The 16,155-nt window shown below is 37.4% G+C and carries 14 protein-coding genes; 5 read left to right on the top strand and 9 right to left on the bottom strand.

Annotation, left to right across the window (positions count from 1 at the left end; translation table 11 throughout):
• From CJF42_RS12440 to CJF42_RS12405, 9 genes are all read right to left on the bottom strand, one after another.
• Nucleotides 1–205: hypothetical protein (locus CJF42_RS12440; RefSeq protein ID WP_141235548.1), on the bottom strand; the 205-nt coding region annotated here is incomplete at its 3' end.
• A gap of 46 nt (nucleotides 206–251) precedes the next feature.
• Complete coding sequence (locus tag CJF42_RS27480) at nucleotides 252–416, bottom strand: hypothetical protein (RefSeq protein ID WP_170940596.1); 165 nt, start codon at nucleotides 414–416, stop codon at nucleotides 252–254.
• Between the two features lie 35 nt (nucleotides 417–451).
• Nucleotides 452–778 (bottom strand): arsenate reductase/protein-tyrosine-phosphatase family protein, encoded by a 327-nt coding sequence (locus CJF42_RS12435; protein ID WP_095366992.1) that lies wholly within the window; start codon nucleotides 776–778, stop codon nucleotides 452–454.
• A 1-nt stretch (nucleotide 779) separates the two neighbouring features.
• Nucleotides 780–1,283: an MbcA/ParS/Xre antitoxin family protein gene (locus CJF42_RS12430; protein WP_095366991.1), complete on the bottom strand. Its 504-nt coding sequence runs from the start codon at nucleotides 1,281–1,283 to the stop codon at nucleotides 780–782.
• Nucleotides 1,284–2,708 (bottom strand): TnsD family Tn7-like transposition protein, encoded by a 1,425-nt coding sequence (locus CJF42_RS12425; RefSeq protein WP_095366990.1) that lies wholly within the window; start codon nucleotides 2,706–2,708, stop codon nucleotides 1,284–1,286.
• A gap of 4 nt (nucleotides 2,709–2,712) precedes the next feature.
• The gene (locus tag CJF42_RS12420; RefSeq protein ID WP_095366989.1) at nucleotides 2,713–3,609 is read right to left on the bottom strand and encodes a TniQ family protein; all 897 of its coding nucleotides are present in this window, start codon (nucleotides 3,607–3,609) and stop codon (nucleotides 2,713–2,715) included.
• Complete coding sequence (locus CJF42_RS12415; protein WP_095366988.1) at nucleotides 3,606–5,003, bottom strand: ATP-binding protein; 1,398 nt, start codon at nucleotides 5,001–5,003, stop codon at nucleotides 3,606–3,608. The genes CJF42_RS12420 and CJF42_RS12415 overlap by 4 nt, the downstream gene beginning before the upstream one ends.
• A 2-nt stretch (nucleotides 5,004–5,005) precedes the next feature.
• Nucleotides 5,006–7,255: a TnsB C-terminal domain-containing protein gene (locus CJF42_RS12410; RefSeq protein ID WP_095366987.1), complete on the bottom strand. Its 2,250-nt coding sequence runs from the start codon at nucleotides 7,253–7,255 to the stop codon at nucleotides 5,006–5,008.
• Nucleotides 7,252–8,082: a TnsA endonuclease N-terminal domain-containing protein gene (locus CJF42_RS12405; RefSeq protein WP_095366986.1), complete on the bottom strand. Its 831-nt coding sequence runs from the start codon at nucleotides 8,080–8,082 to the stop codon at nucleotides 7,252–7,254. Before CJF42_RS12405 ends, CJF42_RS12410 begins: the two co-directional genes overlap by 4 nt.
• Before the next feature lie 272 nt (nucleotides 8,083–8,354).
• On the opposite strand from CJF42_RS12405, the gene CJF42_RS12400 reads away from it, so the two are divergent.
• The 5 genes from CJF42_RS12400 to CJF42_RS12380 all read left to right on the top strand — a co-directional run bounded on the left by CJF42_RS12400 (nucleotide 8,355) and on the right by CJF42_RS12380 (nucleotide 16,144).
• Nucleotides 8,355–8,531 (top strand): helix-turn-helix domain-containing protein, encoded by a 177-nt coding sequence (locus CJF42_RS12400; RefSeq protein WP_077284564.1) that lies wholly within the window; start codon nucleotides 8,355–8,357, stop codon nucleotides 8,529–8,531.
• A complete protein-coding gene (locus CJF42_RS12395) occupies nucleotides 8,528–9,445 on the top strand; it encodes a restriction endonuclease (protein ID WP_095366985.1) in 918 nt (305 codons plus the stop codon). The genes CJF42_RS12400 and CJF42_RS12395 overlap by 4 nt, the downstream gene beginning before the upstream one ends.
• A gap of 43 nt (nucleotides 9,446–9,488) precedes the next feature.
• Nucleotides 9,489–11,567 (top strand): type I restriction-modification system subunit M, encoded by a 2,079-nt coding sequence (locus CJF42_RS12390; RefSeq protein WP_095366984.1) that lies wholly within the window; start codon nucleotides 9,489–9,491, stop codon nucleotides 11,565–11,567.
• Nucleotides 11,564–12,859, top strand: a complete 1,296-nt coding sequence (locus CJF42_RS12385) for a restriction endonuclease subunit S (protein ID WP_095366983.1) — start codon at nucleotides 11,564–11,566, stop codon at nucleotides 12,857–12,859. The genes CJF42_RS12390 and CJF42_RS12385 overlap by 4 nt, the downstream gene beginning before the upstream one ends.
• Before the next feature lie 69 nt (nucleotides 12,860–12,928).
• Nucleotides 12,929–16,144 (top strand): type I restriction endonuclease subunit R, encoded by a 3,216-nt coding sequence (locus CJF42_RS12380; protein ID WP_095366982.1) that lies wholly within the window; start codon nucleotides 12,929–12,931, stop codon nucleotides 16,142–16,144.
• The last annotated feature ends 11 nt before the right edge of the window (nucleotides 16,145–16,155 follow it).

Raw genomic sequence — 16,155 nt, 5'->3', positions numbered from 1 at the left:
TCAAAGCTGAGGTTATTATGCACATCTTATAAAAAGGATCTAGCTTTTCGATTGGCGTATTATCAGAGTTACCCATGCCTTGATAATAACCAAGATGAAATGAACCATCATTTTGTGAAATTAGAAGGTTTGGAGTACTAAATTCATCGCTAGACCATTCTCTAACTTTGTTTACAACATATTCTTCTGTAATAGACTTACTCATAATCCCTCCTAAGGTGATAAATGATCGCTGTTTAGTGTGGCCATTTTTATTTATTTCCCTTTACTCTATTTATGAAAGCCTTTTTAAATTGTATTTCGAGCATAGCTTTTCTTTCCTCAGGATCTTTGTAATAAGCATTAGATTTTCTTTTCGATAAATGGCTATCGCCTGAAGCATCTTTGCTTTCAATTTCACTCTTTTCTTTACTCATTTTACCTCTCCAATTTTTTGTATTTAGTTTTGTTGTTAAAATTTACACTTTTCCAATAGGGTTAAAACGAGCTCTCGTTGAAAGTAAGAATACTCATCTGCAATATCTAAGTTCTCTATTTTCGAAATAAAAACATCACCTGTGTGTTGCTGAATACGCTTGATATGCTCCCTCTCGAATACGCAAACCTTATCAGCCCATTGAAGCATTTCCTCGGTACAGATCGTTGAACCGGCTTTCTCAACGTACTTGAGACTTAACCCTGCTGACCGGTACTCATTGCTATTATCAATGGCGCTGAACAGCTCTTCAGCAGTTTTGCTTCGCTGAATGTTAGCTGTACAAAGGAAAAGAATATTCATACTAGGAAAAGTCTCCTGTTCGCATTCGCTCAAGCAAACCTAGAACCTGTTCGATGCCTTCTTCAGTGCTTAGTACTTCAATCGGTGCTTTTCCGCTTAGGGGCGGCTTTGGCTTAGTTAACCATTCAAGTTTGACTCTCTCATCCTTTTTAAAAAAACGCTCTAATTCATCCTCAATTACAGGTGGCAAAAGCTCCATTGATAAGTAATTTTGAAAAAGCTTATTGCTAAAAGCTGTTCGGCTAAACACATCAAATTCAGCTACAGAAAGTTGAACGAATTGACCATTCCCTTTTAAGTTAAATGTCTCACCAGATTTTGTTCGAACAAGCTTATCATTCATGCAAATATCAGTTACACCAGCAGTACAAACCCTCTCACCCACTTCTAATCGTGGGCTGTCAGAACCAATCACAAAACCAGCAATAGCTTGTCCAAAAGACTCTGTTAATTCATCATCACTAAAAACGTCAAAAACAACCCACTTATTAATTACTATTGCCATTTATTTCTCCTTTCTTGAGTAACGTTGCTGCCTAGGGATAGCCTCAGGCAAACTTTCATAAAGCCATTTTTTATCATGTTTATACAGCCACATATAACTGCCTGATAAAGCGGTCTTAATTTCATTTCTAGTCTTAAATTTGTGAAGCAAATTAGTAAGGTTCTGTCGGTGTTGTTGGCGTTTATTGAAATAGCGGATCTTCTTCCTGAGCCTCACAAGCTCAGGGTATCTAGACAAAACTTTTTCAACCGCACCAACAGATAGCGTCATCGTTAATGCTATTTTTTTACAATCAGTACCAATAAACAATTTCCGCCAAATAGTTCGTTGTGTATCCTCAAAAACTTTTGAAGGTCTAGTATCTACAGGTATGCCTTTTTGTTGAGCCTTAATTTTCAATGTTGATACCGTTGTACCAATCGCTGTTGCAGCCTGCCTTAAGCTTTGACCTTCGTTTAAAAGATCAAAACCTGTACCCCATTCTATAGCGTTTTCAATATTGGTAGATGGCTCGACAGGCTTACAAACTTTATTTGAAGACTTAAAGCTACCTTTAAACGCACGCCAGGAACCGAACAAACTAAAGATAAGGAATAAATGCTTCAAAGGCTGGTGATTACAGTGCTCAAGATAAAACAAACATTCGGGGTATCGACCATGCCTGCACTCTGAACTCAATAACCTGTATGATTTAGAAGTAACCGTAAGTTGAGATAAGCGGTCACTTAATAAAGATTTTAATAACTTTTGACGTATTCTCCCGCTGGCAGTCAAAAGCCCTAATAGGTTTAACTGTTGTTCATAACAACTTCTTAATTTATTTAAACAATAGCTAAAACCACTATCATGAAACTCATCAAAAATAAGTTGTGTTAAATCACAGTCAACATCGTTACATTCAACCTGTGAACACTGCGAAGGCAGCATAACTTTTACTGACTTTCTAGGTACGCCATCTAGTTGGCAATGGTGTTCGCTACAAACAGTTGCTCCAACAAGTTGGTGGGTAATTCTCCAATAAGTGATCCCATATTTTTCAATATCTTCTGTTGCACATTGAGGGCAAAACCTTAAGCTTTGTCCCTGCATCATACGGTTTGCAACCATGCCTAACTTACTTTGTAGACTTGAGGTATTCCCATTAGCTAACCCTGACACTAAGGCTTGAAATGAGGTTTTACTAACAAAGGGCTCGTAGTAATGAACACTCGTAAGCTTATGGATTAGTTGATTAATCGATATACCTGAAACCTTTGAAAAAGCCGGCAAAAAGCTTGGAAGCTCATTACTTGGTCTAGATGCATTCATTCCCATCATTTTCAAAGTATTCGCTTTAAAAGAACCTTGAGCTGACAGCAGATGAAATCTACATAGCAAGCTAAAAACTGTTTCATCGGGCATTGGTTTTGGGAAAAGGGGATGCATAGCATTAACTCAAAACATCTAACTGTTTTGATATTTTGAGCCAGTAAGCTACAGCTAACCAATAAATAGGATTACGCACACCACTAGATTTGAAATGATTGATTAATAAGATTGAAAATACATTGGTTTTTCCTCTTAAATTTTCACGACTATAGTCTCTGAACAAGTATTGAAGTAGCTGATTTCCCATAGCTTGCTCATACTCTAAATTTAGTCGTTCACAATATAACTTCTGCTCACGTTGTTTATATTTATCTACATTAAAGTACTTTATGATTTTAGGTTTTATTTGAGCTATGCAGCTGGTATTGGTGTGGCAAAGGTCAATGACTTCTTTCAAATAACATTGCCAACCAATAAGTGATTGTGACGCTTCAGGAGCAACTCTATTCCAAGTAGTCACATTTTGAGGGAGCACCTCAAAATAAATATTTTTAACAGGCTCTTTTGCGAATAATAAAGGCTTTAAGTGCTTGAAACAGGTAAACACACTAGGGTACTGGTGTTCTGCATGCCAATAGCTTATGCCGTAACGGTCCATATCTGCTTTAATACAATGCTCACATGCATGCCAGCTAGTATCATGGCCAAAAAATTGTTGCTCATTCATGTGTTCAAATGAGTCTAAGGAAGACGGCTTACTAGAAACTATCTCTCCTACAGAAACTTGCCACAATAATGCAGTTGTGTGGTTAGGGATTAGTTTCTGTCGGTTATCAAAAATTTGGATAATATCTGCAAAGCCGCTCCCAAATACTTGATTGGCATAAAGCTTTGTTGCATCAATATTTATCTGCTTTTGGAAGCTTAAAAAATTTGCAGCACCAGAAAGCAAATAACTGCGAAGTAACCAAGAAAAAACATGCTCATTTGGCAGAGACTGTAGATTAAGAAACATCATAATGGCAGCCCTTCATAACCATCTTCATCAGTCGGTATATCAGTAGCTTCAGAGGCAATTTGTTTTTCTAGTCTTTTAAGGGTTTTCGCTTCTTTTTGGGTTAATTTGTATTCAGGCAAATAAGGTTCAATTTGCTCATGTATCGCTCTTGCTTCTTCTCCTGTAAATTTATTTTCTTCTGCAATTTTTAATAATTGCTTAATTAACTTTTGAATCTCTTTATCTAGCTCTCTTGATGTAGTCATAATGTCATCGAAAGCGTCGATTTTTCCATGGCGTAAAGCAATCAACGCACTCTTCATTATTGAAAACTTTGTGTCGTATACATGCTTTATTATTTTGAGAGTAAATGCTGAAAAACCATTTCTTAGACAGTATTTATTACACTGTTCTATCAGGAAAAATAAACAGTGAGGTATACCTTGAATCAGTGAATATATTTCATTCTTAAATTCAGCGTTCAGTTCTACAAATTTATCTGTCAGTTGATAGCCCCAAGCATAATTAATCAAAATATCCCAATCAGCACTAGTTTGTTTGTAATTACGCCACTCATGTGGAATCCCTAAACGCCTAGCGTTTGTAAATTCTTGTTCAGATAAGCGATTTGCTTTAGATGTTCCTATTTTTAATGTGGGGATTCGAGCCACTTGAGTTAATTGATCAAACAGCATGAAGATCTTTTTTCTTTCATTTGGTGCTGTAAAACAAATATTATGAATTTCATCAAAAATAATTACCCCTACCAGCAATGATGAGCATAAAGTAACAAGTTTTTTGATACATAGAGAACGTTTCAACTTTTCATATTGTTCCTCATAATTAGTGCCTAATACATTATCAATCTGTGATGCAATCATTAAACAAATCATGTGTGTATTAGCTTCAGCTGGTATATCAATTTTTATATAAACTATTTGCAGGGTCTTAGAACCTAACAACTCATGCTGGGAATGCTTATAAACAGGTTCTATTGTTGTAAGAACACTATCAATAACCGTTGTTTTTCCCATCCCCGAGTAGCCCGTAAATTTAAGGCTAGGGGCTGTCGTTCTATTACGCTTGAATGATGATGTTGCAACTTGGTTTTGCCATCTTTGAACGTCTTCATTTAATGGATTTCGGTCTGCAAGCCCTTCCTTTAAAATATTCAAAAAGTCACAATAAATATCGTAATACTCTGATGTTGGACACACCGATTTCATTATATTCGCAGCTTTTTGCTCTCGTGTTTCAACGGTCAATTCATGTAAATTATAAGGGACATCAACCAAATCATGCACAGCCTCCCAAAAGTCATCACTTGTAAGCCTAAGAGGTAAGCATTCAATAAAAGGATTACCCTGAAAATCGGTGTTATCTGAGGGTATATATTTTGCTATTTCATAAGTCATTATTAATCACCTTTCATACGTTTATTTCTTGCATCCATCTTTTCGGCAAAAAGTGACGCTGTAGATTTGTTTGAAGACTCTGTTGAGGGAACAGTCTCGTTTTCTGTAGGTGTTTTATTACTAGGCTCATGGGGTACAGTAATACCCCTTTCAGCATTTACCCTAGCGAGCTGCTCCCTAGATAGTTCTCGTTCCCGTTCGATGGCAGCTTCTCTGTTAGCATTAAGATCTTGTGTGTTAGCCGCATTAGCAGTAATTGGAGTCTTTTCGGATTTTGCATTTTGAACTATGTTATTTGCAGATAAACGAACACCACTCATCTCATCTTGGTAAACGGCCTTGAGCTTGTCATCTTCAACTTTTTGTTCTTTTTGGTATATATGAACCATTTCAGCTGAAGAGTTTTCATACATCTTATGAACATTATGTAGGTGTGCTGGTTGAAGGCCATCTTGTGTTTCTATATAAATAATGCCTAATGAATAGCGCATAAAACGACATGAATATCTAGGCAGTTTTCCGCCTTCGTGATCTTGAATACCATTCTCTAAAGTCCAATCACATGTATATTTTAATCCCTTTGAAGGCTGGCCTTTCTTTGATGCGAAATACTTACCAGGCAATAGTAAATAACCACGATGCACAGTAACTTGGCCGACCTCTAACAAGCTCAAATACAGCTCATTTTCATTAGCCGCTTTTAAAAAGCCTGGTCTATTTTGTAATCCCCATTTAAACTTATCCATAGGGATTTTTCTTACGCCATCCATCTTCATTTCTTTAGTAATAACCATATCTTCAACAACTGCGAAATTATTGTAGGTTGTGATAAAGTCATAAAGTAATTGGTATAACTCTCTGATATTTAACAGCGCATCTTTACGAAGGTTTCGTTTTAAATATTCGGCAATATGTTTCTTACCCACTCCAGGAACCATCCCGAACAAGAACTCTTCAAGTGTCTTGTGACGCCTTTCAACTCCCCCTTTTTGTTGTGAATTACCTTCCGTGTTATAAATTTGTTCAATATGCGCATCTTTACTAACTGAGCGCTCAAGATCAGATGCGAACTCTAAATTGTCCAACATGATTCGCTTGCACTTACCTTCAATAGAGTGTGGATGACGAGGCTTTATTCCTATTTCTTCAAAAAACTTATCTTTACCTCGAAAAGCTACGAATAGCACTTCACGAGCAGTATGCGCAGAAGCTTTTGCAAAAGTAAGAATGATGGCGACCCAAACCTTTGAAAACATATCGATGACTGAATAACAAGTGGGCCTTCCCATACGTTTTTGCCTTGTAGGATCAAATTCATCTGTTAACTCAATCGCTAATGGGGTTTCATCGATTTGATAAACATCACCCGGACCTGCACCAAAGTAGTCATCAATATTGCCAGTTAAGCCTTTTACATCTTTGTTGAATTCATCTGTTTTTCTTTGGGATTCAAGTAACTTGTCTTTATATTTTTTCTTCATACTAGAAACACAATTACTAAATTGTGTTTCAGATAAACGTAATTCATCGTCCCATCTCTTAAAACTTGTTATTTCACCTGTGCTCATATCTACAACAGGATCACTCTCATATTTATCTAAGTACTTTTGATATGCTTCATGGTTGGATATTGGGTGCGATGTGAAAATGTACTTACGAGTAATTGCAGCAATATTTTTGTTATCTTTATCAGTGCGCATTCGTCCTATAGTTTTATTATCCCTTTTAGGACCTGTTTTACGGGCATAAACTTTATTAATGGTTTTCCCTGTGCCAGGCTTTCTCAAAAATGCATTAGCATTACTACCTGCTTTTAAAAATCGGTAGAGGAAATCATAAATTTGCGTTCGATTTGCTTTAAGACCAACTTCTTTTGCAATCAACAAACATTGCTGTATTAGCCCTTTGCCATAGTTATTAGAACTCAAGAAGTCACCAAGGTAATCAATAATTGGCTTAATTACCTGATATTTAAGATCTCGCTTCTTAATATCCTTCTCTGATATAAACTCATCGCTTAGAGCCATGTAGTCTGGGATATCTAATCCCCCCTTAACTAGCTGCCCCTCTTCTAATTCATCATAAATAGCGTCGAGGCTAAACTTCCTCGGTTTATTAGTGGATGCCATATTCATTGCAAAAACACAATTAGCCTTGGTATCAATAAATACAATAAGGTGGGGAGTGTTGATAAGCGCTGATTCGCCAAGTCTTGGTACGAGTAATTCATTTATAAATAAACCTAAATTCATGGAGGTACTTCTAAACCTAATGACTCAGCTGAATACTCAAAACGTAAACGAATAGTAGATAGGGATGCTTTGATTTCTCGATGCCAAACACAATGTTGAAAGAGCTCAACAGCATCTTCGTAAGTAATATTTAATTGCTGAGCTGTAACTTCCATTAAATAACTTAGGCGTTCGCCATATCCATTATTTAGAACTTCTTTGAATACGTTTAACCAACGCTGTCTTAATACTTTTAGCAACGGTGATAATTTGTGTGAAGCAATGATCTGTCCTAAATTTTGCGAAAAGGTGTTCTTTATTGAATTACTTAAGATTAAAAACCACTTAACACCTTGCGACTCCCAAAATAATTTCTCTATTTTAAGTTTTGCTTCAATATTTCTCTTTTGTCTTTCTGTTGCTTTTGCAAACTGCTTTTCATCTTTAATTGAATAAACATATTGCTGACCAGTAAAGTCCTGACAGTAGAAATCACTTGTCATTACCACTTCAATATTGGAGGTATAAGGGTATGTCGGGTACTTAAGTTTTAATTCTTTTGCTACAGCCATAGCTCGGGCTAGCGGCAACAGAGGATATTGCTCTTTAATCCACACAAAACGCTTTGAAAAGCGCAGACGATAGAAGAATAAACGCTCATTTGTAGATAATAGGTTTCTATCTTGTGAATCATCACAAAAATCAGGAACACGAGCCTTAGAGCCATAAGATTTGATATCTTGAGTTTTAATGAATGAAAAATAGAGTGCGCTTTGACTATTGTCTAATTCCCATCGCTCAATCCAGCCGTCTCTTATCTTTCTCGTTATGCCTTTTCTTTTTTTCATCATCACACCAAATCAATCATATAAAAACGATGTTAGACGAACCAAAGAAAAAGATCAAATAGCTATACATATCAACAACTTACTGCATTAGAAATTAATATAAATGTCAATAAAACGAACTTTATATAAATCAACTAGCTAAATAAAAATAACGTAAAAAGTCAGGCTAAATTAATTGTCTAAAAATAATTTTGCTCAATTAATTTGATTGCCTTTCAAACTCCTCAATTTTCTCATATGATAGGATTAATCTAAGTTAGGGGGCATTGTGAATGGCTGACGATATACTCACTATTCAAGAGTTGGCGATCTATTTAAAACTCAATGAAAAAACGGCTTACCGGTTAGCTAGCGAAGGTAAACTCCCTGGCTTTAAAGTCGGCGGTAGCTGGCGCTTTAAGCGTGTAGATATTGAACAATGGATTGAAGAACAAAAGGAAAATAAATGATCCCTAACTATCAAGCATTTATGCGCCCTTTTCTTGAGATAGCTCAGGCTGCTAATGGCAAAGAAGTAAAACTTCGTGATGTTATCAATCAGCTTGCTGATAGATTTGAATTAACTGAACAAGAGCGAGAAGAAACGCTGCCAAGTGGTAAACAAAGTATTCTTGATAACAGAGTTGGATGGGCTCGAACTTATCTAACAAAAGCAGGCTTGCTAGAAGTTACTAGGCGTGCCCATTTCATTATTACGGAACGAGGGATCACTGCTCTTAAAGATAAGCAGGTCGTTATTGATAACAAATACCTGAAGCAATTTGATGAGTTTATTGCATTTAAAGACCAAAAAAATGTAACGACTAAAAATGATGTTGAAGATAATGACGAAGTTGACGACATAACTCCTGATGAAGCACTTCGCTTGGCTTATAAACAAATCAATGATTCGTTAGCCCTAGACATTCTAGAACGCACTCGCAAAGTCACTCCCGCCTTCTTTGAAGATCTCCTAATCGAACTTCTTGTAGCCATGGGATATGGTGGTACTGGCGAAGGAGCCGCACATGCACTAGGTAAAACAGGTGATAACGGCATTGATGGTGTTATAGATCAAGACCCTTTAGGCGTAGATCAGATATACATACAAGCTAAACGCTATGCCCAAGGCAACAATGTCGGTGCTGGTGATATTCGTGATTTCTTTGGTGCATTAAACCTGAAAAAAGCACAGAAAGGTATTTTCATTACAACATCTGAATTTACATCATCAGCCATCGAGACCGCACAAAACTTAGGTACTCGCATTGTACTTATAAATGGTACTGAATTAGCAAAACTCATGCTGCGATATAACATCGGTAGCAGAGACGAACAGGTATTGCACCTGAAGAAAATAGATGAAGACTTCTTTGAAATATAAGTTGAAATATACATTGATAAATAAGCTAGAGAATTAAATAAACATGAACCAACAAGAAATCAAACAATTAGAAACTGAACTTTGGGATAGTGCTAATTCTCTTCGTGCAAATTCAAAGCTTACTGCCGCAGAATATAAAGATCCTGTTCTTGGCTTAATCCTGCTGCGTTATGCGCAAAACCGTTATGATCAAGCAAAAGGTCAGATTGAAGCGAGTATTCCTGATGGTCCTCGTGGTAAACGTGCGCCTACTAAGGAAGACTTTTTAGCTGCTGGTGCGATGATGTTGCCTGAAGCATCACAGTTTGACTACTTAGCAGACCTGCCAGAGTCCGAATCATTAGATGAAGCCATTAACAATGCGATGAAGCTAATTGAAGATGCTTATCCTGATTTATTAGGCGTATTACCTAAAAACTATCAAGAGTTTGATGCAGACTTACTACGCGAGCTAATTCGTGTTTTTAATAAAGACTCAGTGAAAAAAATAAAAGGCGATATTTTCGGTCGCATTTACGAGTTCTTCCTAATGAAATTCTCAATGGACGGTGCCGGTGCGCAAGAAGGCGGAGAATTCTTCACGCCACCTTCACTAGTTCAACTTATCGTAAATATGATCAAACCCGATCACGGTATAATTCATGATCCAGCTTGTGGTTCAGGCGGTATGTTTGTACAAACAGGTCATTTTATTGAAGAACAAAACAAAGGTGTTTCTATAAACACCAAAGTTAAATGTTATGGCTCTGAGCTTAAGTCTAACAACACCCGTTTAGCAAAAATGAACTTAGCCATTCATGGTATTGAAGGTAAAGTATCTGAGACCAACAGTTTCTACTCAGACCCTCACGCCCTTGTTGGCCAATGTGATTTTGTTATGGCTAACCCGCCATTTAACGTGAAAAAAGTCGATAAGAAAAAAGATTACGTTAAAACCGATGCTCGCCTTTTTAACGATGTCGGTATACCTAAAGCTGATAACGGCAACTATTTGTGGATACAGTATTTTTATCATTACCTAAACGACCAAGGTCGTGCGGGTTTTGTAATGGCAAGCTCAGCAACTGACGCGGGCAATACCGAAAAAGCAATTCGCCAAAAACTGGTAGAAACCGGTGCGGTTGATTGTATTGTGTCGGTAGGTAACAACTTCTTCTACACCCGTTCACTACCCTGTCATGTTTGGTTTTTAGACAAAGGTAAGGCGGATAAAAACAAAGACAAGATCTTAATGATCGACGCCCGTAAAACCTTCCGAGTTGTCACCAACACCATTAATGATTATTCACCTGGGCAGTTAACTAACTTTAACGCCATTATGGAATCGTATCGAGGTGATGAAACCGCGATAACTTCTGCTCAAACCATTCATAACCATGAAGCTATTTCATTAGGTAAAGACATTGCAAATGAAATCAACCAACTACGTAAAGAGTGCAAAACGATTCTAGCAGCACCAAATGCAGAAGATTTCACTGGCGATAAGCCAAACCTTGATTTCAGTTCGATTTCAGGTGAGCTAGATGAGCACCTTAGCGTTGCTGATGACAGCGATTTTGATACTTGTGAAACATGGAACGAGCGCTTCAACCTACCCGTTGAAAAGCTATTTTCTTTAATTGAGCAATACCAAGTACAGTCTGAAAAAGCCTTGGCTAAATATAAAGAAGAAGCGAAAGCGATTAAAGAAGGCCCTTCTATTACGCCTGAAGACAAAGCGACAAAAGAGCAAGCAAATAAAAAGAACAAGCTGCTTAAAAAACAACTCGATGCGAATAGCCGCTTACTTAAATCACTAAACGCTGCATTAAACGCTCATAAAGCACTTCTTAAGCAAGAGCTTGCTGATTACAAGCAACGCATCAAAGACTGGCATTCATTAAGAGAAAACTTCCCTAACGACCAATACCAAGATATTGAAGGCCTGTGTAAAATTGTTAACCGTGATGAAGTCGAAGAAAACGATTACAGCTTAACACCAGGTCGTTATGTTGGGTACAGTGTTCAAGTGGATGACGATTTTGATTATGAAGAGAGAATGAAATCCATCAAATCAGAATTGTTAAACTTACAAAGTTCGTCAAATGAGTTAATGGATCTCATTCAAGGAACACAATTATGACTCAGTTAGTACCTATTGAATTAGGCGAGTTTTGCAAAGTTGATTCTGGATTTGCCTTTAAAAGTGAACAATTCTCTGACGACTGCAATGATGTATTTTTAGTAAAAGGAAGTAACTTAGGTCACAGACAAATAAAGTGGGATGAAGGCCCTTGGTGGAATGTCGATGATTATGAAAAATTTGAAAGATATCAGTTAAGAGAACAAGATGTCTTACTTGCAATGGATCGTCCAATTGTTGGAGGCCAATTAAAATACTCATGGATAAAAGAAGGCGATCCTAAAGCTTTACTTGTTCAGCGAGTTGCAAGGTTGAGAGCCATTAAACCTGAAGACCAAAAATTTCTGAGGTATGTAATAGCAAGCCCTGCTTTTCTTCAGTACATAGACACTATTACAACCGGTGTAAATGTTCCTCATATTAGTGGCCCAGATATAAGAAAGTATAAGTTCAACCTCCCCGAAAAAGGCGCTAGGTTGAAAATAGCTGAGATTATAGATGCCTACGACAACCTAATCGAAAACAACCTAAAACGTATCAAGTTGTTAGAAGAAATGGCGCAAATCACTTATGAAGAATGGTTTGTTCGTATGAATTTTCCCGGCCATGAAACCGTTGCTTTTGATGAAGAAACAGGCCTGCCTGAAGGTTGGAACAATACAAATTTAAGTGAAGCGATACAAATTAATCCAACGACAAAAGCAGCAACAAAAGAATTAGCCCCATATGTTCCCATGGGGTCGTTATCAACAAGCTCTATGATTATCGATGGAATAGAGTCAAGAATACCATCTGGTGGGGCTAAGTTTAAAAATGGAGATACATTAGTCGCTAGAATCACTCCATGCCTTGAAAATGGAAAAACGGGATTTGTAGATTTCTTATTAGATGAACAAGTAGCAACAGGTTCTACGGAATTTATCGTGCTTAGGGAGTCACCAGAAGTGAACCGTTACTTCATTTATTGTTTGGCACGAAGTGATTATTTTAGAGGGTTTAGTATCAATAACATGTTGGGTTCTGATGGAAGACAACGTGTTAACCACAAGGCATATGAAAAGTATCTTATCAATATACCGCCTAAAAATATTATGGAAGACTTTGAACAATTAGCATCTCCAGCGTTTAGTACGATAAAAAGCTTAGTTCGCCAAAAAAATTTACTGAGAGAAGCCAGAGATATACTTCTTCCTCGGTTAATGACTTGCATGATAGATATCGAGCAAGTTGAACTACCAGAAGCTATGCTACAACGTCTTGAACTACAAGAAGCTGAAATGGCTGAAGCATAGCCAGAAATAGAACAAACATTAAAAACACGACTTAAAACAAGAAAAGCGTATTGAATGGAGTATCAATAAATGAGTTATGAGTATTCTGAAGATGGTTTAGTAGAAGCTGCCAGTGAAGAGGTATTACTCGATCTGCAATGGCAGGTTGAAACGGCTTGGCATAACGAATCCCTATCAACCCAAAGCGACCGAAGTGATGGTTTGCTTGGCCGTGCTAATAAATCAGAAGTCATACTCATTCGCTACCTCAAAAAAGCGCTTGTTAAGTTAAACCCTAAACTACCTGATATGGCTTATCAAAATGCCATTGACCAAATCACCCAAGTTGAAGCTGATAAAAGCTTAGGTGCAATTAATAAGGCCAAACACGAGCTATTAACTAAAGGTGTGCAAGTTAGCTATCAGGACGATAAAGGAAAACTGCAAAAGAAACGCCTTAAGGTTTTCAACTTTAACGAGCCAACCAAAAACCACTTTCTCGCGGTTAGACAATTTGAAGTAGTTGGTAAGCTGTATAATCGTCGCCCTGATATTGTCGGTTTTGTTAACGGTATTCCTCTGGTGTTTTTTGAGCTTAAAGCCCACCACACAGATTTACGTAACGCTTATGAAGATAACCTAAGTGATTATAAAGATACTATTGAAGAAGTACTGCATAGTAACGCCTTTATCATTTTAAGTAATGGTATTGACTCTCGCGTAGGTACAGTCACTAGCCCTTATAAGTTCTTTTTGGAATGGAAGCGTATTGAAGAGGATGACAAAGGTGAAGTAAGCCTAGACACCATTTTACGTGGTACTTGTGAAAAGCATCGGTTACTCGATTTATTTGAGAACTTTTTGCTATTCGATGGTGAAGGCGATGATGTTGTAAAAATCATGGCTAAAAACCACCAATTTATTGGTGTAAACAAAGTGGTCAATAAAGCCAAAAACATTAATGACTTAAAAGGTAAGCTAGGCGTTTTTTGGCACACTCAAGGCTCAGGAAAGTCATATTCTATGGTGTTTATTTGCCAAAAAATATTACGCAAATTTGGCAAAAGCTACACCTTCTTAATTGTGGTTGACCGTACTGAATTAGAAAATCAGCTTTATGATACCTTTACTGGCTGTGGTGCTTTGACCGAAGAAAATATGCGAGCTAAATCGCGAGCCCATTTACGTGAATTACTCAGCGAGAATCATCGTTATGTGTTTACGCTCATTCATAAGTTCGCCATTGATAAGAAAAAAGAAACTGAATACCCGTTGATCACTGAAAGAGATAACATCATTGTTATTTCAGACGAAGCACATAGAACGCAAGGCGGTACATACGCACAAAACATGCGTTTTAAAGCCATTCCAAATGCGTCTTTCCTTGGTTGTACCGGCACACCGTTAATCGACGATGAAATTGAATTAACTAAAAAAATATTCGGTGGTTATGTATCTATCTATGACTTTAAAAAAGCGATGGATGATGGAGCAACTCTGCCACTGCGTTATTTAAATCGTGGTGAAAAGCTCGATATCGAAAACCCAGATTTAGATGAACGTATGGCTGAAATCATCAACAATGAAGATTTAGATACCGATCAAATTGCTAAGCTTAGAAGAGAGTTTGCTAGAGACTATCCAATTCTAACTTCCGATGATCGCCTTGAGAAAATAGCTAAAGATTTAGTTTGGCACTTTAATGACCGTGGTTATCAAGGTAAAGCGATGTTTGTCGCCCTTGATAAACCTACCGCTGTTCGTATGTATGAATTAGTAATGGGGTATTGGCCTGAGTATATTAAAGAGTTAAAACAGCGCATTGAAGATGCAAGCGATCAGCAAGAAGAGCTGACTATTAAAAAACATTTAGCTCGTGTTGAGGAAACCGAAGTTTGTGTTGTAGTAAGTAGTGAGCAAAACGAAGTTAAGAAATTTAAAGCGCTTGATTTAGATATCGAAACCCATCGCAAAAAAATGGTGGAGCGTGATCTTGAAACTGAGTTTAAGGATGAAGACAACCCGTTTCGCTTAGCTATAGTGTGTGCCATGTGGATCACCGGCTTTGATGCCCCCTGTGTATCAACCGTTTACTTAGATAAGCCTATCCAAGGTCATACGTTGATGCAAACCATTGCTCGTGCCAACCGAGTATATGATGATGAAAAGGAAAATGGCTTAATTGTTGATTACGGCAATGTGTATACCCAATTAGAAAAAGCCTATTCAGTTTACGGTGAAGGCGGTAAACCTACTTCACCTGGTGGTAAAGGTAATGGTGGCGAAGAAAAGCCAACCAATCCAGTTGAAAAACTAGAAGAAATGGCTGAAGAACTTAACGCAGCGATTCTTGCTGTTGCTAACTTTTTATCTGAAGTTGACTTTAATCTTGATGACCTTGTTAACGCTAAAACCGCTATGGAGCGTCTAACCTCTTTGGGCAAAGCGGCAAATGCTGTAAGCTTAAATGAAACCACGCGAACTCAATTTGAAGTGGCTGCTCGTGAGGTAATGCGTAAATACAAAGCACTTTACCCTGAAGAGATTGTTAAGCAATTTATTCCTCGTTATAACGCAGTTGAAGCTATTTATAGTCAACTTAATCAAAAAACAAAATCTGCGGATATATCATCAGTAATGCGTAAACTTCAGCAAGAAGTCAGCATGAGTGTCAGTACATTAAAGAATGAAGTTCGAGAAGATGATTATGTTGATTTAGGTAATTTGGACTTTGATCGCCTCAGAAAAGCCTTCGCCAAATCTGAACAAAAGAATGCCGTTGTTTTTGATCTTCAAGAAGCGATAGAAAAGCAGCTTGAAAGAATGGTGCGTGAGAACCCCATTCGCCTTGAATTTTATGAAAAATACAAAGAAATTATTGCCGAATATAATGCAGGTAAAGATATTCAAGCTGTTCAAAAAGCATTTGATGACTTAAATGATTTTATGAAAAATGACTTGAGTCCTGAGCAAGAAAGAGCGATGCGTGAGGGTTTAGATGAAGAAACCTTAGCAATTTACGACCTTCTTAAAAAGCCAACGTTAAAACCGGCTGACGAGAAAGAAGTTAAAAAAGTAGCAAAAGAAACCTTAGAAAAACTTAAAGCAGAAAAGCTTAAAGTTGACCGTTGGCGTGAAAGCACCCAAGTTAGTTCGCAAGTTAAAACCATGATCAAAGACAGCCTAGAGTGGTTGCCACAAGCACCTTACCCTGATGATGAGTTAGCTGATTTAAACCTTGTAGTTTATCAACATGTTTATGCGAATTATCAAGGCGCAGGTAATAGTACTTATGGATCGTTTTAGAGAATTAGAAA

This window comes from Pseudoalteromonas sp. NBT06-2, assembly GCF_002276045.1.
Lineage (GTDB): Bacteria > Pseudomonadota > Gammaproteobacteria > Enterobacterales > Alteromonadaceae > Pseudoalteromonas.
The sequence above is the reverse complement of the archived record's forward strand: the minus strand, read 5'-3'. Positions and strand labels throughout refer to the sequence as shown.

Excerpts from the sequence above, each read along its gene's own strand:
- CJF42_RS27480 (WP_170940596.1), bottom strand. The coding sequence starts at position 416 with ATGAGTAAAGAAAAGAGTGAAATTGAAAGCAAAGATGCTTCAGGCGAT.
- CJF42_RS12435 (WP_095366992.1), bottom strand. The coding sequence starts at position 778 with ATGAATATTCTTTTCCTTTGTACAGCTAACATTCAGCGAAGCAAAACT.
- CJF42_RS12430 (WP_095366991.1), bottom strand. The coding sequence starts at position 1,283 with ATGGCAATAGTAATTAATAAGTGGGTTGTTTTTGACGTTTTTAGTGAT.
- CJF42_RS12425 (WP_095366990.1), bottom strand. The coding sequence starts at position 2,708 with ATGCATCCCCTTTTCCCAAAACCAATGCCCGATGAAACAGTTTTTAGC.
- CJF42_RS12420 (WP_095366989.1), bottom strand. The coding sequence starts at position 3,609 with ATGATGTTTCTTAATCTACAGTCTCTGCCAAATGAGCATGTTTTTTCT.
- CJF42_RS12415 (WP_095366988.1), bottom strand. The coding sequence starts at position 5,003 with ATGACTTATGAAATAGCAAAATATATACCCTCAGATAACACCGATTTT.
- CJF42_RS12410 (WP_095366987.1), bottom strand. The coding sequence starts at position 7,255 with ATGAATTTAGGTTTATTTATAAATGAATTACTCGTACCAAGACTTGGC.
- CJF42_RS12405 (WP_095366986.1), bottom strand. The coding sequence starts at position 8,082 with ATGAAAAAAAGAAAAGGCATAACGAGAAAGATAAGAGACGGCTGGATT.
- CJF42_RS12400 (WP_077284564.1), top strand. The coding sequence starts at position 8,355 with ATGGCTGACGATATACTCACTATTCAAGAGTTGGCGATCTATTTAAAA.
- CJF42_RS12395 (WP_095366985.1), top strand. The coding sequence starts at position 8,528 with ATGATCCCTAACTATCAAGCATTTATGCGCCCTTTTCTTGAGATAGCT.
- CJF42_RS12390 (WP_095366984.1), top strand. The coding sequence starts at position 9,489 with ATGAACCAACAAGAAATCAAACAATTAGAAACTGAACTTTGGGATAGT.
- CJF42_RS12385 (WP_095366983.1), top strand. The coding sequence starts at position 11,564 with ATGACTCAGTTAGTACCTATTGAATTAGGCGAGTTTTGCAAAGTTGAT.
- CJF42_RS12380 (WP_095366982.1), top strand. The coding sequence starts at position 12,929 with ATGAGTTATGAGTATTCTGAAGATGGTTTAGTAGAAGCTGCCAGTGAA.